Consider the following 20,030-nt stretch of genomic DNA (forward strand, 5'->3'; position numbering starts at 1 on the left):
TAGCGAGGTGGTCCCACTCCTTCCCATCCCGAACAGGACAGTGAAACACCTTAGCGCCGATGATAGTGCAGATTACCTGTGTGAAAGTAGGTCATTGCCAGACACCCCATAGTGAAACCCCGATATCAAGCGATATCGGGGTTTTTGCTTTGCGCGGAAGAAAAGTGGTTGCAAGAACCATTAGTGGTTTGCGTGTTGGGTTACACGATAAAGCTGCTAACCCAACCTACGTGAGGTAAACCTCGTACGCAGAGCTGCTAACCCAACCTACAAAAGCGATGTAAGAGTTATTTAAGGCCTGCTTGTTTGGCTTTTTCCCAGTCTATGGCTTGGTCTAGCGCGTCACTCAGGCGGTCGATTTCTTGCTCAAGCAGTTGCTGATAATCGACGACTTCTGCGACTTGGTGGCCTATCCGCGCGAGTAAGGATTTTAATGCTGCGCTGGAATCAAAAGAGTCGTGCACGCAGCTGCCCCTATCTGGTCAGAATAATTTCGTAGCTCAAGCAGCATTGCTGCTCTCGCAAATTTTGTCTTTTAGAATAGTTTATTCTTTCAATTAGAAGGAAATCCATAAAACACGTACAGATTTAGCGCATTTAGTGAGGTGATATAGAGTAATGTTAATACACTAACGGAGAATAATTCCGACTGTAAAGATTAATAAAATTATCAAATATTCAGATAAAAAAATAGCTTCCATTTCTGGAAGCTATTTTTATTAAAGCTTATTTCTGTACAGCTTCTACTGCAATATTCAGCTTAACATCGTCACCAATATTTGGTACGTATGCACTCATGCCAAATTCACTGCGTTTGATCGTTGCACTTGCATTTGCGCCGCAAGCCAGTTTTTTCATCATTGGATGCATATCACATTTGAAGTTACTAACTGCTAATGTGAGTGGTTTTGTTACACCTAGCAGAGTGAAATTACCATCTACTGCAACAAGCTTCTCACCTTCAAATACCAATTTATTGGATTTAAACGTCATTGCCGGGAATTTGTCGCTATTAAAGAAATCTGGGCCTTTTACGTGTGCATCGCGTTTTTCCCAGCCGCTATTCAGACTGCGGGTGTCAATGCTGATATCTACGCTGCCTGTTTTCTTTTCTGCATCCAGTGTGATCGTGCCGCTGGATTTATCAAAGCGACCATTTTGAATTGAGAAGCCCATATGGCTTAATTCAAAACTAGGATATGTATGTGATGGATCTAATTGATATACAACAGGTGCTGCAAATGCGGTGCCAGTTAAACCGGCTAATAATGCTGTGGCGATAAAACGCTTCATCTTATGACTCCAGTGGGTGGTAAACTTTATTTTCCTGCAGTACCTGCAAGTGCAATTTTAAATTTGATGATGACTTGGTCTGCAACAGTTTCGGTATCTGCCCAAACGCCTTCACCTAATTTATATTGCAAACGCAGAATAGGTAAATTGCCTTCTACAATAAGATTGCCTGCTTCTGGCTTTGCTGTGAGTTGAGTACTTACATCACGGCTGATGCCTTTAATTGTTAATTTCCCTTTGGCTTCAAATTTATTATTGCCCAGTGCTTTAATGCTGCTGGCTACAAAAGTGGCTTTAGGGAAACTGGCAACATCGAACCATGGCTTTTTCTTGGCTTCAGTATTGCCATCACTGCCGCCAACATCAATGCTGGCAAGATCAACATTAATTTCAGCTTGTGCTTTTTCTGGTTTGCCTGGATCAAAATCTACTTTTGCAGAAAAATTTTTAAATCCGCCATCGACAGTTACACCCATTTGCTTAAAGCTGAAATCGATTTTACTTTTTTGTGTCACCAGTGTTTGTGCAGCATTTGCCGAAAAACTAAGTGCTGTAAGTAATGTGGCGCTAAGGATATGACGAATCATTTGATGCTCCATTGGTGCAGATATTAAATGGCTGATAACCATATCTGGTTTATTTTTTGCGTAAAAAAGGAATCATTCTGGCAAGAATAGTGTCTTTATCAATAAAGTGATGCTTTAGTGCCGCTGCAATATGCAGGCCAATTAAAATTAATAAGGCGGTTGCAAATAGTTCATGGCTGTTTTTTAGCGTGTCGCTCAGCCCTTCATTTTTGGCAACAAGATCAGGTAATTTCCATAAGCCAAGGTAGACAACCGGAAACCCTTTAGCAGAGCTCATCAGCCAGCCTGAAAGCGGCATTGCGAACATCAGCAGATAAAGCAGATGGTGGACACCTGCTGATAGTTTGCTTTGCCAAGCAGGCAAGCCAGGGTCTGCCGGGGGCGCGCCTTTGAGTTTTAGCCAGATAAGCCGGATAGCAACCAAGCCCAGTACGGTAATACCAGCCCATTTGTGCCATGAAATAATTTTGAATTTTGCGGGCGAGAGCGGCATATCATCCATTGTCCATGCAAGGCCAAAAGCTGCAAAGATGAGGATTGCGACAAGCCAGTGTAATAAAACTTGTATGCTATCGTAATTTTGTTTGCTCATTTTTTTCACTATTAGAAAATGATTAAGGTCGTGAGGTCGCAGTACTTAGTCTTGAAACTTGCTACGAAGTTCAGCGAGTGTACAAGTGATTTCTGACAGTTTTTGTTCAGTGAACTCTGAAAAAAATGGCTGTATATATTCAAGGTGCTGTTTGAATGTGCGGTGAAAAACGGCTTCACCTTCTGCACTTAAATAAACACGGAAACTTCGCCTGTCTTCGTTAATGGTTTCCCGGTTGATGATTCCCCGTGCCTCTAAACGATCGAGTACACCCGTGAGCGTGCCTTTGGTAATGAGGGTCTTTTCGCCCAATTCACGGCAGCTCATGCCTTGTGTATTACCGAGGGTAGCGATGATGTCAAACTGAGCAGGTGTTAAATCCATTGCACGGATATGCCTGTTGGACAGTTGCTCAAATGCCTGATAACAACGCACCAGTTCACGGATCGTAATTTGGAAATTTTCCATGAGTTGAGGCTTTAATTGTTCGTGTTAGTACTATTTATATCAGAACAAAAAAAATGCTGCAAGACAGCTTGAGCACTAAGTTAAGGGCTAGGAAAGATGAGTTTTTAAAAATTGTTGTTTTATGAACAGGTAAGAGCTGGGGCGAGTGCTGCAAAAAACGTGCAAATATCAGGGTTTGCTGGCTGGAAGCCGGAGGCTGCGTATAGCCTCCGGAGTGATTAGAATTGACTAATGTGCTATTTGAAAGAGCGTGCGCAAATGCTTTGCTACGCCAGATTCTTCATTACTACCAATTTTTAAAACATCAGGAAGAGCGGCTACGAGGCGTGGATTGGCATTACTCATCAGGCGCGGATGGCCTGCTGTCTGGAGAAGCTCCAGATCATTCTGACCGTCACCAAAGGCAATACACTGGCTGGCAGACATTTTCAGGCGCTCTAATACAACCTGCAGCGCGTGCCCTTTGGATACGCTGGCCGCCATGACTTCCAGGCAGTCCGGCATAGAGAAGGTGATATACAAAGTGTTGCCAAAGCGTTCACGCAGCTTGTGTTCTACGGTAAGCAAATGTGCATGATCACCGATATAAAGTACTTTTGCCACGCCCTGGCCATGATGCCGGGCAAGGTCACTAATTTGATAGGTGAAGCCTGAATCCTGGTGCATATCAAGTAAATACTGGCTGTGCTGATCAATCAGCCAAGCATCGTCTAAGTAAAAATTGAGTAGTGTACCCGCAGCAAATTCGGCCTGAGCCAGCGCTTGTACGACATTGGGCTCAATATTTTCTTCATGAATCAGTTTGTTTTCCGGGCTGTGAATTCGCGCGCCATTTGAAGTAATTAAGTGCGCACGCACACCGAGCACATCACGAATCCCCATTACATCCAGATAATGGCGGCCAGTAGCAATGACAAATTGGATGCCGCTTTTTTCGAGTGTTTGAAGCGTTTCTGCGGTGTAGGCATCCACCATGTGTTCGTTGTTAAGCAAAGTGCCATCAAGATCGGAGGCGATAAGCTGATACATTGTGGGCAATCCGGTTGATTCTGAGAGCATTGATTTTATCTTCTATGTAGCCTGCATTGCGCTTGTAAAAATGCCAATTAAAACTAATTAAAAACCCGAATCCGGTGATGCCAGATATATTTGCTCTGCAGCAGTGGAGCTTCTGTTCAGCAGATGGTTCCGGTGGGGAAAACGGCCAAACTGCCGGATGACGGCGTGATGTTTAACGGCATAGTCATAGAAACCTTTGAGTTGCTCGTGTGATTGCCAGTCTTTCATTAGCATGAGCGTTTTTTCCTGATCGCTAAGGTTTTCAGAGTGCTCAAAAGGTAAATAAAGAAAAAGCTGCTCCAGCGCTTGAAGCTGCTCATGATATTTGGCTTTGATTGCCTCTTTAGCTGTTTGCAGCGCAAGGGGGTCATAGGCAAAAGAGCGGGCATCATTTCTAAAAATATTGCGCGGAAACTGATCCAATAAAATAATAAATGCTAGGCAAGAGTGAGGGGCGTTCAGCCAGTGATTCAGCTCACCTTTTTCAGCGGCAAGGATTGCGGGCAGAAATTGCGCTTGGATGAGTGCGTCAAATTCAGCATTTTTGCGAAACCATTCGGCTCGAACTTCAAGTTGCCCGCCAAACCAGAAAGAGAGTACATCTGCAGGATTCATTGTTGCTCCGTAAGTCATTTCGATAGTGGGTTACAATACGCCGTTTTAGCTTGGCTTGTGCGTGGAGCGTTATGCAAAATGTAGTTGATGTGGTCATTATTGGGGCGGGTGCGGCGGGAATGATGTGTGCCGCTACGGCTGGCCAGAAAGGGCGCAGTGTTGTTTTGATCGATCACGCCACCAAGCTTGCTGAGAAGATTCGCATCTCCGGAGGCGGGCGCTGTAACTTCACCAATCTGAATACACTGGCTGGTTGTTATCAATCAGAAAACCCTCACTTTGTTAAATCAGCGCTCAAACAATACAGCCAGTTTGATTTTATCAAAATGGTTGAGTCACATGGCCTCGGGTACCACGAAAAAACGCTGGGTCAGCTTTTTTGCGATCAGGGATCGCAGGCGATTATTGACATGCTTAAAGCTGAAGTTGATCTTGGCGGCGCAATTTGGCGTATGGATACCGCAATAATCTCTGTGCAAAAAACTGAGATGGGTTTTGAGGTGGTAACAAGCAGGGAAACCTGGCTGTGCAGCTCGCTGGTAGTCGCTTGCGGCGGCTTATCTATCCCCCCGATTGGAGCGACAGGGCTGGGCTTTGAAATTGCCAAACAATTTGATATTCCTCTTGTACCACTTGCGCCTGCTTTAGTGCCGCTCACATTTCAGCCGCAGGATCTTTGGGCGGATTTAGCGGGTGTAGCCATTGAAGACACCATCGTTAAATGTGGTGATACAGAATTCAGGGAGGCCATTTTACTGACGCATAAAGGCGTCTCAGGGCCCGCGATTTTACAAATATCAAGTTACTGGCGCTCTGGTGATGCATTAGAGATCGATCTGGTGCCAGATGTCGATTTTGATGTGTTTTGGGCTGCCGCTAATCGGGATGCACTTATCACTACTGCGCTTGCTGAAATTTTACCAAAACGACTGGTGCAAACATGGCTGGTTGCATGGGGTGAGATCAAGCCGCTGAAACAGTATTCTCCTAAAGAGTTGGCTGTAATTGCAGATAGCTTCCATTGCTGGCGGATTATTCCTTCAGGCTCGGTTGGATATAAAAAAGCAGAAGTTACACGGGGCGGGGTGGATACACAGGCGCTGTCTTCTAAAACGATGGAATCGCGCCAAGTTGCGGGTTTATTTTTTGTTGGTGAAGTGGTTGATGTGACCGGCTGGCTGGGCGGATACAACTTTCAATGGGCTTGGTCATCCGGATATGTTGCAGGATTAAATTGTTAGGTGTATAACTAAATCTCCAGCGACAGCAAAAGGAGATCGAATGAATAGTTTCCAAGGTGTGCTGTTTTCGGAGGTGAAGTTTACCCCCGTTGCGACGCGGCTAATGTGTCGTTTTGCTGGATGCCTGTAGTGCAGTGAAGGCACAGAACCATGCCATCACGTGAAAGCCATCAGGTGTCGTAGTAACTGCTCTTTGCGTGTATTAGATGTAAGTGTGTTTAATGTATGAACTGTTAAGGTTGTAGCTGTAGATGTGGCCGTACCGTAGTATTTTTTGTACGTGTTTTTCCTGTAGCTGCTGTTGAAGTGAAAGTTGTTTTTATTAACATTAACCTTCAGTATGCATTTCATCTGTTTTACCGCAAGAAGCAACGGGACGCATTCGCGTCCCGTTGTCGTTTCTGCTTGTTAATCACTAACTTGCTTGATAGTGCTCAGAACTTGCCAGTAGTTGCGTTCCTAGCCTGATACTTAATCCTGCTTAATGAAGTGCTCCTGCTTTATCTGGCTGAAAATGTATTACAGCTGTTTACAGCGCCACTTTCCAGTCCCTGCTTAAACCAGTACATCCGCTGTGCCGAGCTGCCATGCGTGAATGCGTCCGGAGTGACAGCGCGGCCCGCACTGCGTTGCAGCGTATCGTCGCCAATTGCATTTGCCGCAGCGAGCCCTGCCTCAATGTCCCCGGGTTCTAATAGCTTATTTTGAGCCGCATAATAGCCCCATACGCCCGCTAAACAATCTGCCTGCAACTCAAGCTTTACAGATAAAGCGTTAGCTTGCTTCTTAGATAGCTGCTGCTGTTTTTGATGCACTTTGCCGGAAATACCCGATAAATTTTGCACATGATGACCAATTTCGTGCGCTAATACATAAGCATTGGCAAAGTCACCAGGAGCACCATATCGTTTGGCCAGCTCGTCATAAAAGCTAAGGTCGATATAGACTTTTTTGTCGGCCGGGCAATAAAAAGGCCCCATCGCGGAAGATGCGCTGCCACAGGCGGATTCAACTGCATTTCTGAACAGATACAGCTTGGGACGGATATAGGCTGAGCCAAAGGCCTCAGGATAGACTTTGTTCCACACGTCTTCTGTGGACGCTAAAATGCTGCGGGCAAATTCACTTGCTGGGTCTTTCGCCGGATGCTGTGCGGGCGCATGCCGGGCCACTGGGGCGGGTGGTGTGTGATTTGCGATCAGCCCCAATACTTGCAAGGGGTTTTGCCCCAGCAGCAAGCTGATGATGCCAACCACCACTACACCCCCAATACCCAGCTGACCCAGAGGCAAGCCGCCTGATGAAGTGCCGCTGCTGGTTTCATCATCCCGGTGATCTTCGACATTATCGCTTCGTCTTAAATCTTGCCAGCGCATAGCATTCTCCGGTCTTCGTGGTTTAGCTCAGGCCAAGCACATCCTGCATATTAAACAGACCCGTTGTCTGGCCTGTTAAAAAGCGGGCGGCCCGGATTGAGCCTTGTGCGTAGATATTGCGGTTAGAGGCTTTATGCGAAATTTCGATCCGCTCGCCCATTCCAGCAAAAATCACGGTGTGATCACCAATCACATCTCCGCCACGCAGTGTGGCAAAGCCGATGCTTGAAGGATCACGCTCGCCGGTAATGCCTTGCCTGTCATAAACGGCACAATCTGCAAGATTACGGCCTAATGCATCAGCAACTGCTTCGCCCAGCATTAAAGCTGTGCCGGAAGGAGCATCAACCTTCATGCGGTGATGCATTTCTAAAATTTCAATGTCATAGCCGGTGTTGAGCGTTTTTGCAGCGACTTCGAGCAATTTAACCAGCAAATTGACGCCTGCACTCATATTGTAGGCATGCACAATGGCAATTTTATCTGCTGCAGCCTGAATGGCTGCTTTTCCAGCTTCATCAAAGCCAGTGGTGCCAATAATCATATTCACGCCATGTTGCTGGCAGGCAACTAAGTGTTGCGGTGTGCCTTCAGGACGGGTGAAGTCGATTAAAACATCGGCACCTGCTAAATTTTCAAAATTGGAGCTAATGTTTACACCACAATTTTTACCAAGAAAAGCGGAAGCATCCTGCCCGACAGCGGGGCTGTTTTCACGATCGAGAGCTGCAAAAAGCTGGCAATCACTCTGTGCAAGTACGGCCTCGATGAGCATACGGCCCATGCGGCCACTGCTGCCGGCAATGGCAATTTTTATGCTCATGAATTATTCCTTGCTGGCTGGTGCAGCCGTTACGCCGCTTGCTGGCGTTGTGGCCACTGGCAGGTCTGCTGATTTGAATTTTGCGGGGGCGGGTAATGTTTCGCCGCTGAAACGGATCAGGCTATCTCCTTCAAATACAAGGACAAAGCTCTTTTTTTCTTTTAGCTCACCTGCCCGTGCATCGCTGTAGATGTAATCCCAGCGATTGGCGTGAAAGGGGTCGTTCAGTAAGGGCGTACCTAAAAGAAAGCGGACTTGCGAGCGTGTCATTCCTGTTTTGAGCTTAGCAACCTGATCGGCGGTAATCTCGTTTCCCTGTGGGATATCGAGCTTATAAGGTGTAATAAAATTAGCAACACTGCACGCTGAGGTCATCAGCGCGATAGGGAGCAACAAAATGAGTACTTTTGCCTTCAACATGAGCGATATTCTTCCAGAGCGGGTTGGAGTGACCAACTTAAACGCTATATCATAACCTGATCTGGCCGCTTGCCGAAGCACATAGCCTAAATCAGGGAGATAAGACATGAGTAAAGCAAACGAATTAAAAGAAATGGGTCTGAAAGCAACAGGGCCCCGCCTGAAGATTTTGAACTTATTTGAGACAGGTGATCAGCGCCATATGACAGCGGAAGATGTCTACCGTCTGTTGCTTGCTGACAATTTGGATATTGGTCTGGCCACAGTTTACCGGGTGCTTACTCAATTTGAGCAGGCAGGAATATTAGTACGCCATCACTTTGAAACAGGTAAATCTGTTTTTGAATTGAGCGCAGGCGGGCATCACGATCACCTTGTTTGCGTGAAGTGTGGTCAGGTTGAAGAATTTTATGATTCGGAAATAGAAAAACGTCAGGATGAGATTGCGAAAAAGCACAATTTTGAAATTCAGGACCATGAAATGTATTTGTATGGCATTTGTGCAAAATGTAAGGCCGCGTAATTTGTGATTCCGTGGCTGGATAATACTTTGCAATTCCCTGCGCTTTCCCAAGCGCTGCGAGAGCCAAATGGTCTGCTGGCGGCTGGAGGCGATTTATCGCCCCGGCGGGTGCTGGCGGCTTATGCGGAGGGGATTTTTCCCTGGTTTATGCCGGGTGAACCGATTCTTTGGTGGAGCCCCGACCCACGTATGGTGCTTTTTCCTGAAGAGCTGCATATCCCTAAGTCTCTCGCCAAGGTTTTGCGCAATCGTCCCTATGAAGTACGTTTTGATACCGCATTTGATCGGGTGATGCAGGGCTGTGCTGCGCCGCGGGATGGTGAGCCTGCTACTTGGATCAGCGACGAGATTCTTGCCAGCTACGGGGCTTTGCACCGGGCTGGCTGGGCACATTCTGCAGAGTGCTGGATAGACGGAGAGCTTGCGGGAGGGCTGTATGGAATCGCTATTGGCAAAATGTTCTACGGTGAATCTATGTTTGCCAGAAAACCCGATGCTTCCAAAATTGCTTTTGTGCATTTAGTGCGATATTTGCATCAGCAGGGATTTGAGTTGATTGATTGTCAGATGCGCACCGATCATCTGGCTCGTTTTGGTGCGCGGGAGATTATGCGTGATGAATTTATAGAGCGGCTGAAGCGGCTTACTTCCAAAGAGCATCTTGCCGGGCCTTGGACTTATCAATACAGGGTAGAAGGATGAATGATTCCTTACGAACGCGCACCACTCAGCTGCAATTTTATACAACGGCAACCTATGAGTGTAGCTACCTGGATCATCAGGTAGCCAGATCACAGGTTGCCGTACCTGCCGAGCTGATCGACGGACACGCCTATAGTCAGCTTGTGCAGCATGGGTTTCGGCGAAGTGGCTTATTTGTTTATCGGCCATGGTGTGATCATTGCAAGGCATGCGTGCCTGTCAGGCTTCCTGTGGCTCTGTTTAAGCCAGACCGTACTCAGCGCCGTGCGCTGAAGCGGCATGCGGATTTACAGGTTAGGGTAATGGGCCTGGAATACTTAGAATCCCATTATTTGCTCTATCAGCGTTACCAGGTTGCCCGTCATGCCGGCGGGGGGATGGATCAGGATAATCGTGAGCAATATCAGAATTTTATTTTAAAAAGTAATGTCAGCAGTTTTCTGGCTGAATTTAGTATCGGTAATGAAGTTCAGATGGTGAGCCTGATTGATCAGTTAGATGACGGCATTTCTTCTGTTTATACCTTTTATAACCCGGATATACCCAATAGCAGTTTTGGTGTATTTAATATTCTTTGGCAAATTTCACTGGCCGGAGAAATGCAGCTTCCCTATGTGTATCTGGGGTACTGGATTGATCAATGCCGTAAAATGGCTTACAAAGCACGCTATAAGCCGATTGAGGGATTATTCAATGGCCGCTGGCAGCCTTTGCCAATTGAGTGATTAATAAAACGCAGGCATTCTCTGCAGGCATTTTGCCACTGATTAATGATTAACATAATTGCCACATCTATTGTGCGATGCAATACAAGTTGAATCAGAGCTGCTAACATCTATTGAACAATGATGTGGTGATGAGACGGCAAAATGAAAATCAGAGTGGTTTTTAATCAGAAAGGCGGCGTCGGTAAATCGACAATCACGGTTAATCTGGCCGCTGCAGCAGCGAAAGCCGGCCAGCGTGTGCTGGTGGTTGATCTCGATCCTCAGGGTAATTCCAGTCATTATCTGTTGGGCGCAGGGCTTGATTTGGCTAAGCCCGGTTTATTTGATTTTTTTGATCAGGTGCTCAATTTTAGTATGTATGCCAAAGCCCCTGCGGCATTTGTTCACCGCACGCCTTTTGAGCGGCTTTCAATTATGCCCTCGCACCCTTCAATTGCTGAATTAGAATCAAAGTTAGAATCCAGACATAAAATTTATAAGCTGCGTGAAGCGCTTAATGAATTAGCTGGTGATTTTGATGAAGTCTGGCTGGATACGCCTCCGGCATTAAATTTCTTTACGCTTTCAGCCCTAATTGCAGCACAGGGCTGTTTAATTCCTTTTGATTGCGATGAGTTTTCCCGTCATGCTCTTTTGGGCCTGATCGACAGGGTGGCAGAAATACGCAATGATCATAATGCTGATCTGGCTGTAGAAGGCATCATTGTGAACCAGTATCAGGCTCGTGCAAGCTTACCTGCGCGTATGGTTGCGGAGCTTCAGGTGCAGGGCTTACCAGTGCTTGATGTTTTCCTGGGGGCATCGGTCAAGGTAAGAGAATCGCATGAAAGGGCGATACCCTTGCTGTTGCTTGATCCTAACCATAAATTATCGCAGCAGTTTAGTGCACTATACGCCCTGCTTAATTAACGTCAGGCGGGCAAATTAACGTAATCTTCATGCCCGCTTGCGCTTGCTTCCCTAGTATTAATATGGCGAAGTAAGAAACAAAGCGGGCTGCTTATTATCAAAACCAGCTTTCACTTAATTAAAAAAATTACACTGATTATTGAGCAAGAAAGCTTGAATAAATACTTCATGCGCCGATAGAAAGGAGACGTCATGCAAGAGCGAGCCAGGGTACTCATCGTTGATGATGAACCATTTAATCTGGAAATATTGTCTGAGCATCTGAGTGATGCAGGTTATGAAGTGGTTGTGGCCGAAGATGGCGAAGTCGCATGGCAGATTTTGTTGCAAGACCGAACGTTTGATACGGTATTGCTGGACCGCATGATGCCGCGTATGGATGGAATGGCCTTGCTTGCGCGTCTGAGGCAGCAGCCAGAATTTGAACATTTACCGGTCATTATGCAAACGGCAGTGGGCGCGGCAGAGAATGTGCGTGAAGGCCTTGCCGCTGGCGCATATTACTACCTGATTAAGCCATTTCAGCGCGATATGCTGTTGGCCATTGTGGCAGCGGCGGTTAATTTTCATCGGGAAAAAAGCCAGCTTGATGCACAGCTTGCGGCGCAGGCCAGCTCCTATCATTTATTAATGAAAGGTGAGTTTCATTTCCAAACGCTGGAAGAAGCGCGGCATCTTACATTATTGCTGTCTAATGCCTGCCCGGAACCTCAAAAGGTTGCATTAGGCTTGTCAGAATTATTGGTCAATGCAGTTGAGCATGGTAATTTGGCGATCAGCTATGCTGAAAAAACACGGTTGTTACAGCATGGGTGCTGGCAAGATGAGGTTGAAACCCGTTTAAGCCTGCCTGAATATGAAAAGCGCAAAGTGAAAGTGGCTTTTTATCGTGAGGAAGAAGACATCATTTTCACCATCACCGATGAAGGCAAAGGCTTTGAATGGCAGCCCTTTTTAGAAATGTCGCCAGAGCGTGCATTTGATCCGCATGGCCGGGGGATTTCGATGGCGCGGATGCTATCGTTTCAATCGGTGGAATACAAAGGCTGTGGCAACCAGGTCATTGCAAGGGTCAGGCCCGCTCCGGCTGAATAAGGAGTAAAAAATAAAGCCGGTGCAGTTCAAATGCCGGCTTTATTCGTTTGTATGCTCTATTTCAAATGCTCTATTTCAAATGCTCTGCTTTCCAGCGCATTGCTGCATAGATGCGTTTTTTAGGGCTGGGGTGATCAAAAAAGAATAATTCTTCTAAATCACCCGGATCAGATTTTCTGTATTCGGTGAGTTTTAAATTGGCTTCTGCCATCCCATCGGCTTGCCTTGCGGCGTTAATCCCAAAGGCGTCTGCTTCAGTTTCAATGGTGCGAATAATCGTATTTTGAACAGGCGTCATAAAGAAAAAATAGGCAGATAAAAGCGCCATAAAAAATGGCAGGCTAACCGGATCACTATGATGGCTGATATTATGTTTCTGCCCCCAGTGCTTTACTGAAAAAGTCATGCTTTTATGAATAAAAATAAAGCCAAATAATAAAATTAATCCAAAATTTAAAAGTATTGTATAAACATGATTTAAAACATAATGGCCAATTTCATGGCCCATAACGGCCTCAATTTCTGAAGGGCGGCAGCGGTGCAATAAATTATCGTTTAAACGAATTGCGGCACTGCCGAATATACCGCTTACATTGGCGCTGATTCGGTTGCTTTGTTTGGATGCATCAAACTGATACACATTATCTGCAGGGATTCCATTGGCACGGGCAATAGATAAAATGGGATCTTTAATTTTTTGATCACTCAGTGGCTGGTATTTATTAAATAATGGGTCAATATAAACCGGGCCCAGCAGCATCATGACCGAAAGCAGGCCAATACTTAATACGGCACCCAATGCCCACCATAAGCGGGGCATTTTTTGAATAAGTAAATAAATAAGGCTAAGAAAAAAGCCCATGCTGAGCACTGAAATGGTGGTGCTGATGGCTTGCTCTGTCAGCCAAGCCGAAAAACTCAGATTCGACAGGCCGTATTGATGTTCCCGAAAAAAACTTTGGTACGCTGTGAGCGGAAATGACAATAGGGTTAAGAAAAATACAAAGCCGGTACTGACTGATAAATTGTGCAGAAATTTAAAACGCGTTATTTTTTCTGCTTTCATTCTGATGCGAATTAATATTCCCGATTTAAGAATAATCACGCAGGCACCGATTCCAAGCAGAGTATTAGCCAGCAGCAGCCAGTAGCCACCTTCAAAATAAGCATCGGAGCGGGCTTTATTAACAGGAGAAATTCGCTGCATATAGGCTTCTGTGGCAGCCATTGGGTCGGCAGGTAAAGCGGCCCGCCATGCTTCACTGGCAGGGCTGATGACGGCCGAGGCTCTGGCGGCTGCATTGTTAGAAACAGGCGCAAAAGAGGCAATAGCAAAAGAGAGTAAGAGCGACAACAAAATCAGGGGCCAGAAAAGTTTTTTTACCACTTTTATATCTCCATTCTATTTTTCAGGGGATTACTCAAGTATTTCTACGGCCATGCCTTCGCTGATGATTCCTCCTTTCTCTACATTGATGTTTTGGCCGAACAGCACGCCTGCTGCGCTTTTACGATATTTGGCCATGGTGCGCAAAGGCTCCTGATCTTTCGATTTTTCGCCGGTTTCCGGGTCTATCGTGGTAAAGACGCAACGCTCGCAGGGTTTGACGAAATTAAAAATCACCTCACCAATGCGGATTTTTTTCCAGCTGTCTTCTGCAAAGGCTTCCGCGCCGCGTACGATTAAATTAGGGCGAAAGCGCTGCATGGATAAGCTGCGGCCAACGCGCTCGCTCAGATCTCCCAGTGAAGCTTCGCCAATCAGGAGCAAGGGATGGCCGTCCACAAAGGCGATGGGCACTTCGGTGCTGCTGTGCCGGTTCAGCTCAAAGCCAGCCCAAAGTAGTACGACTTGCTCCCCCAGATAGGCAGAGCACCATGCATCGGCATCGCTGGCACCGTGGCGGGCGGTGAAGTCGCTTTGCCATACGCTGGCCGGGTGGATTTGATTAAAGCGTGAGGTGGCAATAAAAAGCGTTGGCATGCCAGGTGCGCTCAGCGTTAGCCCTTCATCACTGGGCTCGGCCGATAGCAGCACTAATTTGGGAAAATCACGCCCGGTAACCAGCAGCCCGTTGGGCCTGGCAATCATCCACATGCGATCAAAAGGCAGGCCACTGCTCAGTACTTCGCTTTGCTGCAGGCGCTGCCCCTTGCTGGATTTAAGCGGGTAGCGGTAAAGCCCTGTGAGCCGGATTGGCATGGTGTAAACCCTGTAAAATTGCTTACGTTAACTGAATATAAGTTAACAAACAATAGAGGTTACCTTACTTGCCGGGCTGGGGGTGGCGGCTTTATGCGGGAAGATAAATACCTGAATGTTGATGTTTAATCGGCGGCTTGGGCCTGGCCTGATTTATTTTTTGTCATCTTACTTTGTGCTTGCAGACCAATAATGCGGATGAGCTTGCCGCCAGCTTGTGAGTCTGGTGTCTTCTCCCACATCAAAAATTAATGCACCTGTCTGATCTGTGCGTAAGTTTTGTGCCTGGATATCACGGTAGCGTGCGACGATTTCAGCTTTGGGGTGTCCAAAGCGATTTAAATAGCCCACAGAGTAAATGGCGTATTGCGGCGCACTTTGGCTTACAAAGGGCAATGATGACGATGATTTACTGCCGTGGTGCGGTACCAGCAGGATGTCGGTTTTCCCTAGGCCTTGTTCGATTAAGCGGGCTTCTTCATGAATGCCGATGTCGGCAGGGATAAGCAATGTGTGCCGGCCATTGTTAACCTGTAATACGCAGCCCATGGCGTTGTCTGAGCTGGCAGTAAACTGGGCATCGGGCCAGAGCAGGGTAAAGCGTACCTTATCCCAAAGCCATGTTTTACCTGCCTGGCAGTTTTGCCTGCTGCCAGGGTACTCCAGCCAGAGCGGGTGCTGATCAGGCAGGCTGTGCCAGATTGTTTTTGTGGGCATTTTGTTAAGTAAAGGGATGGCTGCGCCGATATGGTCCTGATCGTTATGTGACAAAATCAGCGCATCCAGCTGGCGGATCTGCATACTGCGTAAGGCTGGCAGCAGAACGCGTTCGCCATTGGGCAGCTGGCCAGTATCAAACAGCAACTGGTGCTGCGCGGTTTGCACTATGACGGCCAGCCCCTGGCCCACATCCAGCACGCTGGCCCTGTACTGGCCTGGCTGAATGCTGGTTGGGCTGCTGGTAAACAGCGGCAGGCAGCAGATGACACCCAAATGTCTTGCAGGCAGACCACGGGGAAGAAGTAAAAGCATAACGCCAAATGCAGCGGGCAAAAGCGTGAGTGTGCCGGGCATATTGAAAGCAGGGCTGGGCAAGGTGGTGCACCATTGCAGCAGGTAGTCTGCCAGCGCAAATAAACGCTCTGCACCTAAGAGTAAATAGCCTCCGGGATCCAGTAAGCCGGCCAGGGCGAGGGGGGTAATCAGAATACTCACAATCGGAATCGCAAAGGCATTGGCCAGCGGGGAAACCAGCGGCAACTGGCCGAATACCACCAATAAAATCGGCGCAGAAGCCAGCGTGGCCGCTGCTTGCGTACTGATCCACGTTTTCCATTTAGCTTCTTCACCAAGCTGATTACTGCCAGCCCAAAGCAAGGCCCCAACGGTAAGATAAGACAACCAAAAGCCAATCGACAGAACGGCAAAGGGATCAATGATGACTGTAACAAGAAGGGCTGCAGCCCAGATGGCACTATTGTTGCTGGGCTGGGTGCGCCAAAGGCACGCTGCAGCAATGGCCAGCATAAAGAGAGTGCGCTGAGTGGGTACGGCCATGCCAGCCAGGAGGCAATAGCAAAACGCGGTGATCACTCCGGCAATTAAAGCCGCGCGTTGAGCGGCAAAGCGGGCGGCCAGCCAGGGAATGCGCCGCCATATCCAGCTGCTGATCGCCGCAGCAATGGCTGCCAGCAGGGTAATGTGCAGGCCGGAAATACTGATTAAGTGCGTAATACCCGTGGCCGCAAAGCGTTGCCATTGCTCTTGGGGAATCGCCCCCTGATCCCCTACCGTGAGCGCAATCATCACCCCGCGATAAGGCGCGTCCGGCAGGGCTTTTAATATTCGCGTGCGTAAATGGGCTCGAATCTGATGCAGCCAAGCACCATCGCCGCTGAGCCGCTCACCTGATTTGACTGTGCCGGTTGCGCCTGTGCCCTGCTGCAAAAACCAGCTTTCTGAATCAAAACTTCCCGGGTTGCTCTGGCCGTGAATTTGTTTGAGTTTCACTAAAAAGCGCCAGCGCTCGCCTGCTTTAACCCGGTCGGGCTGGCCGCCATACCACTGCAATTGAATTTTTCCGGGTAAACGTACTTGCGGCGTTTGCTCCGGAATAAACAAAAAGCGCGTACCAAAGCGTGTGGTCTGAGGCAAATCTGTAATCAGGCCAGTGATTTCGATAAGCTGCTGCTCAAGTGCCGGAGTCAGCCGGTCTGCCATACGAATATGCGCCCGCCAGTTCGCCCAGGAAAATCCGCTTGCGAGTGCCGCCAGAATCAAAAAAGCCAGTTTGAAACGCCACTGGCTCAGGATAAAACAAAGTAAAGAGACGCAAATTGCGGGCCAAAGCAGGGGCAATGCGGGCTGGCTTTGCAAAAAGCACACACCACAAATAAAGCCAGTGATCAAAAGCAGGTAGGAAATCAGCATAAATCAGCTTAGCAGCTGATGTTTTACTTTGGCTTAATACGGGCATTCCTGCTTATAAGCAGCGAGGCTTGTTTGATAAAGCCGGCAAAGTCAGTCTGGAAATAGAGAGGTCAATGACATAGTCTGGTTGAGAGCGCTGCGCTGCAGCCAGAACAGAGGAGTGCTGGTATGTATCAATTGCATATTGGAAGTAAAAATTATTCTTCATGGTCTTTGCGTCCCTGGATATTAATGAAGCATTTTAAGATTGAATTCTTAGAAAAAAATGCGCCCCTGGATGGTGAACTAGCTTATCGGGAGTATGTAGAAAACGGCTTACTACCCTGCCTGTACGACGATGGATTTAATGTCTGGGATAGCCTGGCAATCGCTGAATATTTGGCAGAAAAACATCCGGAAATGTGGCCGCAAAACCCCAAAGCAAGGGCGCGTGCCCGCTGTATTTCGGCAGAAATGCACTCGGGATTTTCTAATTTACGCTGCGTGATGCCCATGAATATTAAACTGCGCGCCCAAGGGGGGGATTTAGTTCTTAGCGTAAAACGGGATATTGAGCGTATTTGCAGTATTTGGCGGGAAGCGCGTCAGATGGCAGAGAGGGGGCCTTATTTATTTGGTGCATTCTCTGTTGCAGATGCAATGTATGCTCCGGTGGTCTGGCGCTTGTATTGTTATAACGTAACACTGCCTGATGATGTGGCTATTTACCGCGATGTGATGCTGAATCACCCGGCCATGAAGGAGTGGGAGCAGGGGGCTTTAGCAGAAAAGCTGGTTTTGCCGCAGGAAGACATGCTTCTCGAAGCCTTTGGTGGTCGAAGGTAGTTTGACACTAAAGGGTCTATAGAGCGTTCTGCGGGTTCCCAAAGCGTAAAGCGGCCTGATAAACTCCCCCCCATGGAAAATTTTGACGCAGATGTCATCATCGTCGGTGGCGGTTTGGTAGGGAGCGCTTTAGCTTTGGCGCTGAAAGAAACAAGCCTCTCGGTTTTATTGATCGAAGGCCGCCAGCCTGTCTTTGAATGGCCGCAAGATTCTTGGGATCAGCGTATTTACGCCATCAGCCGTGCCAGCCGGAAAATGTTGCAGCGCATTGGCGCATGGCAGCGTATGGATGCCAACCGCCTGCAAGCCACATCCGCCATGAAGATTTTTGGTGATGCCCATGGCGCGGCGCTGCAATTTAATGCACTTGAAGCAGGCGTTGATGAGCTGGCTTTTATGCTGGAAAATCGTGAGCTGCAAAAAGCGCTGTGGCGTGGTTTACAAGACGAGCCGCAGATTCAGATTTTGTCTCCTGCCAGCCCTGTCAGGCTTACTACCGATCAGTTTGGCGCAACACTGCAGCTTGCAGATGCCCGGCAATTGCGTGCGCGCTTAGTGGTGGGGGCCGATGGTGCAAACTCATGGGTGCGCAGCCAGCTTGCTATTGAGCCGCAAGTTATGCCCTATCAGCAGTTTGGTGTGGTTGCCAATTTTGAAATTGAAAAACCGCATCTGGGCGTGGCAAAGCAATGGTTTATGCAGGATGGCATTTTGGCCTGGCTGCCGCTGGCAGGTAACCGCATGTCGATGGTTTGGTCTTGCAATGAAGAAAAACGTGCAGAGCTGATGGCGTTTTCACCAGAGCAATTGTGTGAGCACGTTGCCGCAGCGGGGGGCCATCAATCAGGTGCATTGCAGCTGATTACGGCGCCCGCTGCATTTCCTTTGCGATTAAATCACTTACCCGAAACAGTAAAAGATAAAGTCGTGCTGATTGGCGATGCTGCGCATACTGTTCATCCATTAGCAGGGCAGGGTGTGAATTTAGGCTTTGGTGATGTGATTGAACTGGCTGCATTATTAGCCATTACGCCACTGAACCAAATCGGCGATTATTTACTCTTACGTCGTTATGAGCGCAGCCGACGTGAAGCGGTTTATACCATGCAAGGCGTGTGCCATGGCTTGCAAAAATTATTTAATAATTCAAACCCCCTGTTAAAAAACTTGAGAAATCTCGGCTTGGGGGCCACTAATCAATTACCATGGCTTAAAAGACAATTAATCCGCCATGCCATGGATGCCTGAGGTTGTTATGATTATGAAATCGATTTCCCGTATTTTGATTGCCGCTGGTTTTATCGCGCTGACCGCTTGTTCTGCATCTGCTGATAATTCAACTAATCAGCTTAAACAGAAACTGGCCAAGCAATTACCTGGCCGTGAAATTACCTCAATCAATACCACGCCTATGAAAGGTATTTATGAAGTGGTGATTGGTAAGCGCCAAATTGTGTATACCGACGTCAAAGGTGAATACATTTTAGCGGGCGATATGATTGATCTGGCTAAAAAATCCAGCCTGACCGAACAGCGCTCTGCTGAGTTACAAAAAACAGATTTCAGCAAATTACCGCTGGAGCAGGCATTTAAAGAAGTACGTGGTAATGGCTCGCGCGTACTGGCCGTGTTTTCTGATCCGGATTGCCCATATTGCAAGCGCTTAGAGCGTGAAAGTTTAAATGGCATCACCAATGTCACTATTTATACTTTCCTGATGCCTTTAAGTATTCACCCTGATGCAGAGCGTAAATCTAAAGTGATCTGGTGTGCTGCCGATAAGCAAGCCGCCTGGAGCAATTTTATGCTTAAAGATCAAATGGCCGAAGGCACTGGTGATTGCGAAAACCCGGTTGAAAAAAATATGAAACTGGCAGAAAGCCTTGGAATCAGTGGTACACCTGCTTTGATTTTTAAATCAGGCCAGATTGTATCGGGTGCCATTCCTAAAGAGCAGATTGAGCAATTGCTTGCTGCTAAGTAATGAATAAGTAATAACAAAAAAGCCAGGCTTTATGAACTGACCCCAATTAGTTGGACAGTATAAAAGCTAGGCGCTCAAGGGCTGGGTTCTGTATTGCACAGGACTCAGCCCTTTTAACTTCAGTTTGATTCGGTCGTGGTTATAGTAATGGATGTAA

The 20,030-nt window shown here is 47.5% G+C and carries 23 protein-coding genes and 1 rRNA gene; 10 read left to right on the forward strand and 14 right to left on the reverse strand.

Features of this window, described 5'->3' with window-relative positions:
• Window positions 1-103: ribosomal RNA gene (gene rrf, locus CSQ88_RS18760) — 5S ribosomal RNA — on the forward strand; the annotation flags it as partial.
• 184 nt (window positions 104-287) lie between these two features.
• Here rrf and CSQ88_RS23060 read toward each other — a convergent pair.
• From CSQ88_RS23060 to CSQ88_RS18790, 7 genes are all read right to left on the reverse strand, one after another.
• Window positions 288-464, reverse strand: a complete 177-nt coding sequence (locus CSQ88_RS23060) for a hypothetical protein (protein WP_180273728.1) — start codon at window positions 462-464, stop codon at window positions 288-290.
• Window positions 465-726: 262 nt separating this feature from the next.
• A complete protein-coding gene (locus tag CSQ88_RS18765; protein ID WP_099399613.1) occupies window positions 727-1,293 on the reverse strand; it encodes a YceI family protein in 567 nt (188 codons plus the stop codon).
• A 26-nt stretch (window positions 1,294-1,319) separates the two neighbouring features.
• The gene (locus CSQ88_RS18770; RefSeq protein WP_257212676.1) at window positions 1,320-1,880 is read right to left on the reverse strand and encodes a YceI family protein; all 561 of its coding nucleotides are present in this window, start codon (window positions 1,878-1,880) and stop codon (window positions 1,320-1,322) included.
• A gap of 49 nt (window positions 1,881-1,929) precedes the next feature.
• Window positions 1,930-2,472 carry a cytochrome b gene (locus CSQ88_RS18775; protein ID WP_099399614.1) on the reverse strand — a complete coding sequence of 181 codons (543 nt, stop codon included), beginning with the start codon at window positions 2,470-2,472 and terminating at the stop codon, window positions 1,930-1,932.
• A 45-nt stretch (window positions 2,473-2,517) separates the two neighbouring features.
• Window positions 2,518-2,940 (reverse strand): MarR family winged helix-turn-helix transcriptional regulator, encoded by a 423-nt coding sequence (locus CSQ88_RS18780; RefSeq protein ID WP_099399615.1) that lies wholly within the window; start codon window positions 2,938-2,940, stop codon window positions 2,518-2,520.
• 228 nt (window positions 2,941-3,168) lie between these two features.
• Window positions 3,169-3,969, reverse strand: coding sequence for a Cof-type HAD-IIB family hydrolase (locus CSQ88_RS18785; protein WP_099399616.1), 801 nt, complete (start codon window positions 3,967-3,969; stop codon window positions 3,169-3,171).
• A gap of 87 nt (window positions 3,970-4,056) precedes the next feature.
• A complete protein-coding gene (locus CSQ88_RS18790; protein WP_099399617.1) occupies window positions 4,057-4,614 on the reverse strand; it encodes a DUF924 family protein in 558 nt (185 codons plus the stop codon).
• Between the two features lie 71 nt (window positions 4,615-4,685).
• Here CSQ88_RS18790 and CSQ88_RS18795 point away from each other — a divergent pair, with 71 nt between their 5' ends.
• Entirely contained in the window at window positions 4,686-5,855 is a 1,170-nt protein-coding gene (locus CSQ88_RS18795; protein ID WP_099399618.1) for an NAD(P)/FAD-dependent oxidoreductase, read from the forward strand.
• 500 nt (window positions 5,856-6,355) lie between these two features.
• Here CSQ88_RS18795 and CSQ88_RS18800 read toward each other — a convergent pair whose 3' ends face one another.
• Genes CSQ88_RS18800 through CSQ88_RS18810 form a run of 3 tightly spaced genes read right to left on the reverse strand, consistent with a single transcriptional unit; the run spans window position 6,356 to window position 8,474 of the window.
• Window positions 6,356-7,231, reverse strand: coding sequence for a neutral zinc metallopeptidase (locus CSQ88_RS18800; protein ID WP_099399619.1), 876 nt, complete (start codon window positions 7,229-7,231; stop codon window positions 6,356-6,358).
• A gap of 22 nt (window positions 7,232-7,253) precedes the next feature.
• Window positions 7,254-8,054, reverse strand: a complete 801-nt coding sequence (dapB, locus tag CSQ88_RS18805; RefSeq protein ID WP_218963146.1) for a 4-hydroxy-tetrahydrodipicolinate reductase — start codon at window positions 8,052-8,054, stop codon at window positions 7,254-7,256.
• A gap of 3 nt (window positions 8,055-8,057) precedes the next feature.
• Entirely contained in the window at window positions 8,058-8,474 is a 417-nt protein-coding gene (locus CSQ88_RS18810; RefSeq protein WP_099399620.1) for an outer membrane protein assembly factor BamE, read from the reverse strand.
• A gap of 106 nt (window positions 8,475-8,580) precedes the next feature.
• Here CSQ88_RS18810 and fur point away from each other — a divergent pair, with 106 nt between their 5' ends.
• From fur to CSQ88_RS18835, 5 genes are all read left to right on the forward strand, one after another.
• Window positions 8,581-8,997, forward strand: coding sequence for a ferric iron uptake transcriptional regulator (gene fur, locus CSQ88_RS18815; protein WP_099399621.1), 417 nt, complete (start codon window positions 8,581-8,583; stop codon window positions 8,995-8,997).
• Between the two features lie 3 nt (window positions 8,998-9,000).
• Entirely contained in the window at window positions 9,001-9,699 is a 699-nt protein-coding gene (gene aat, locus CSQ88_RS18820; protein WP_099399622.1) for a leucyl/phenylalanyl-tRNA--protein transferase, read from the forward strand.
• A complete protein-coding gene (locus CSQ88_RS18825; RefSeq protein ID WP_099399623.1) occupies window positions 9,696-10,424 on the forward strand; it encodes an arginyltransferase in 729 nt (242 codons plus the stop codon). Before aat ends, CSQ88_RS18825 begins: the two co-directional genes overlap by 4 nt.
• 144 nt (window positions 10,425-10,568) lie before the next feature.
• Complete coding sequence (locus CSQ88_RS18830) at window positions 10,569-11,336, forward strand: ParA family protein (protein WP_099399624.1); 768 nt, start codon at window positions 10,569-10,571, stop codon at window positions 11,334-11,336.
• 192 nt (window positions 11,337-11,528) lie between these two features.
• A complete protein-coding gene (locus CSQ88_RS18835) occupies window positions 11,529-12,431 on the forward strand; it encodes a response regulator (RefSeq protein WP_099399625.1) in 903 nt (300 codons plus the stop codon).
• Window positions 12,432-12,501: 70 nt separating this feature from the next.
• On the opposite strand, the gene CSQ88_RS18840 is transcribed toward CSQ88_RS18835, so the two are convergent.
• From CSQ88_RS18840 to CSQ88_RS18850, 3 genes are all read right to left on the reverse strand, one after another.
• On the reverse strand, window positions 12,502-13,818 hold the full coding sequence (locus CSQ88_RS18840) for a M48 family metallopeptidase (protein ID WP_099399626.1): 1,317 nt from the start codon (window positions 13,816-13,818) through the stop codon (window positions 12,502-12,504).
• 30 nt (window positions 13,819-13,848) lie between these two features.
• Window positions 13,849-14,634: an MOSC domain-containing protein gene (locus CSQ88_RS18845; RefSeq protein WP_099399627.1), complete on the reverse strand. Its 786-nt coding sequence runs from the start codon at window positions 14,632-14,634 to the stop codon at window positions 13,849-13,851.
• A 168-nt stretch (window positions 14,635-14,802) separates the two neighbouring features.
• Entirely contained in the window at window positions 14,803-17,064 is a 2,262-nt protein-coding gene (locus CSQ88_RS18850; protein WP_099399628.1) for a DNA internalization-related competence protein ComEC/Rec2, read from the reverse strand.
• Between the two features lie 231 nt (window positions 17,065-17,295).
• Between CSQ88_RS18850 and CSQ88_RS18855 the strand changes: the two genes are divergently transcribed.
• From CSQ88_RS18855 to CSQ88_RS18865, 3 genes are all read left to right on the forward strand, one after another.
• The gene (locus tag CSQ88_RS18855; protein ID WP_218963147.1) at window positions 17,296-17,889 is read left to right on the forward strand and encodes a glutathione S-transferase; all 594 of its coding nucleotides are present in this window, start codon (window positions 17,296-17,298) and stop codon (window positions 17,887-17,889) included.
• A gap of 72 nt (window positions 17,890-17,961) precedes the next feature.
• A complete protein-coding gene (locus CSQ88_RS18860; protein ID WP_099399630.1) occupies window positions 17,962-19,137 on the forward strand; it encodes a UbiH/UbiF family hydroxylase in 1,176 nt (391 codons plus the stop codon).
• Between the two features lie 13 nt (window positions 19,138-19,150).
• Window positions 19,151-19,873: a DsbC family protein gene (locus CSQ88_RS18865; RefSeq protein ID WP_099399633.1), complete on the forward strand. Its 723-nt coding sequence runs from the start codon at window positions 19,151-19,153 to the stop codon at window positions 19,871-19,873.
• Between the two features lie 66 nt (window positions 19,874-19,939).
• Here the strand turns inward: CSQ88_RS18865 and CSQ88_RS18870 are convergent.
• Window positions 19,940-20,030: IS3 family transposase (locus CSQ88_RS18870; RefSeq protein ID WP_143449393.1), on the reverse strand; the 91-nt coding region annotated here is incomplete at its 5' end.

The organism is Iodobacter sp. BJB302 (genome assembly GCF_002735645.1).
Taxonomy (GTDB): domain Bacteria; phylum Pseudomonadota; class Gammaproteobacteria; order Burkholderiales; family Chitinibacteraceae; genus Iodobacter.

Bases quoted from the DNA above. Each gene is read 5' to 3' on its own strand.
- CSQ88_RS18855 (WP_218963147.1), top strand. From the start codon at position 17,296: ATGAAGCATTTTAAGATTGAATTCTTAGAAAAAAATGCGCCCCTGGAT.
- CSQ88_RS18785 (WP_099399616.1), bottom strand. From the start codon at position 3,969: ATGTATCAGCTTATCGCCTCCGATCTTGATGGCACTTTGCTTAACAAC.
- CSQ88_RS18790 (WP_099399617.1), bottom strand. From the start codon at position 4,614: ATGAATCCTGCAGATGTACTCTCTTTCTGGTTTGGCGGGCAACTTGAA.
- CSQ88_RS18835 (WP_099399625.1), top strand. From the start codon at position 11,529: ATGCAAGAGCGAGCCAGGGTACTCATCGTTGATGATGAACCATTTAAT.
- CSQ88_RS18860 (WP_099399630.1), top strand. From the start codon at position 17,962: ATGGAAAATTTTGACGCAGATGTCATCATCGTCGGTGGCGGTTTGGTA.
- CSQ88_RS18765 (WP_099399613.1), bottom strand. From the start codon at position 1,293: ATGAAGCGTTTTATCGCCACAGCATTATTAGCCGGTTTAACTGGCACC.
- CSQ88_RS18830 (WP_099399624.1), top strand. From the start codon at position 10,569: ATGAAAATCAGAGTGGTTTTTAATCAGAAAGGCGGCGTCGGTAAATCG.
- CSQ88_RS18810 (WP_099399620.1), bottom strand. From the start codon at position 8,474: ATGTTGAAGGCAAAAGTACTCATTTTGTTGCTCCCTATCGCGCTGATG.
- CSQ88_RS18800 (WP_099399619.1), bottom strand. From the start codon at position 7,231: ATGCGCTGGCAAGATTTAAGACGAAGCGATAATGTCGAAGATCACCGG.
- CSQ88_RS18795 (WP_099399618.1), top strand. From the start codon at position 4,686: ATGCAAAATGTAGTTGATGTGGTCATTATTGGGGCGGGTGCGGCGGGA.
- CSQ88_RS18845 (WP_099399627.1), bottom strand. From the start codon at position 14,634: ATGCCAATCCGGCTCACAGGGCTTTACCGCTACCCGCTTAAATCCAGC.
- CSQ88_RS18850 (WP_099399628.1), bottom strand. From the start codon at position 17,064: ATGCTGATTTCCTACCTGCTTTTGATCACTGGCTTTATTTGTGGTGTG.
- fur (WP_099399621.1), top strand. From the start codon at position 8,581: ATGAGTAAAGCAAACGAATTAAAAGAAATGGGTCTGAAAGCAACAGGG.
- CSQ88_RS18775 (WP_099399614.1), bottom strand. From the start codon at position 2,472: ATGAGCAAACAAAATTACGATAGCATACAAGTTTTATTACACTGGCTT.
- CSQ88_RS18825 (WP_099399623.1), top strand. From the start codon at position 9,696: ATGAATGATTCCTTACGAACGCGCACCACTCAGCTGCAATTTTATACA.
- CSQ88_RS18865 (WP_099399633.1), top strand. From the start codon at position 19,151: ATGAAATCGATTTCCCGTATTTTGATTGCCGCTGGTTTTATCGCGCTG.
- CSQ88_RS18780 (WP_099399615.1), bottom strand. From the start codon at position 2,940: ATGGAAAATTTCCAAATTACGATCCGTGAACTGGTGCGTTGTTATCAG.
- CSQ88_RS18770 (WP_257212676.1), bottom strand. From the start codon at position 1,880: ATGATTCGTCATATCCTTAGCGCCACATTACTTACAGCACTTAGTTTT.
- dapB (WP_218963146.1), bottom strand. From the start codon at position 8,054: ATGAGCATAAAAATTGCCATTGCCGGCAGCAGTGGCCGCATGGGCCGT.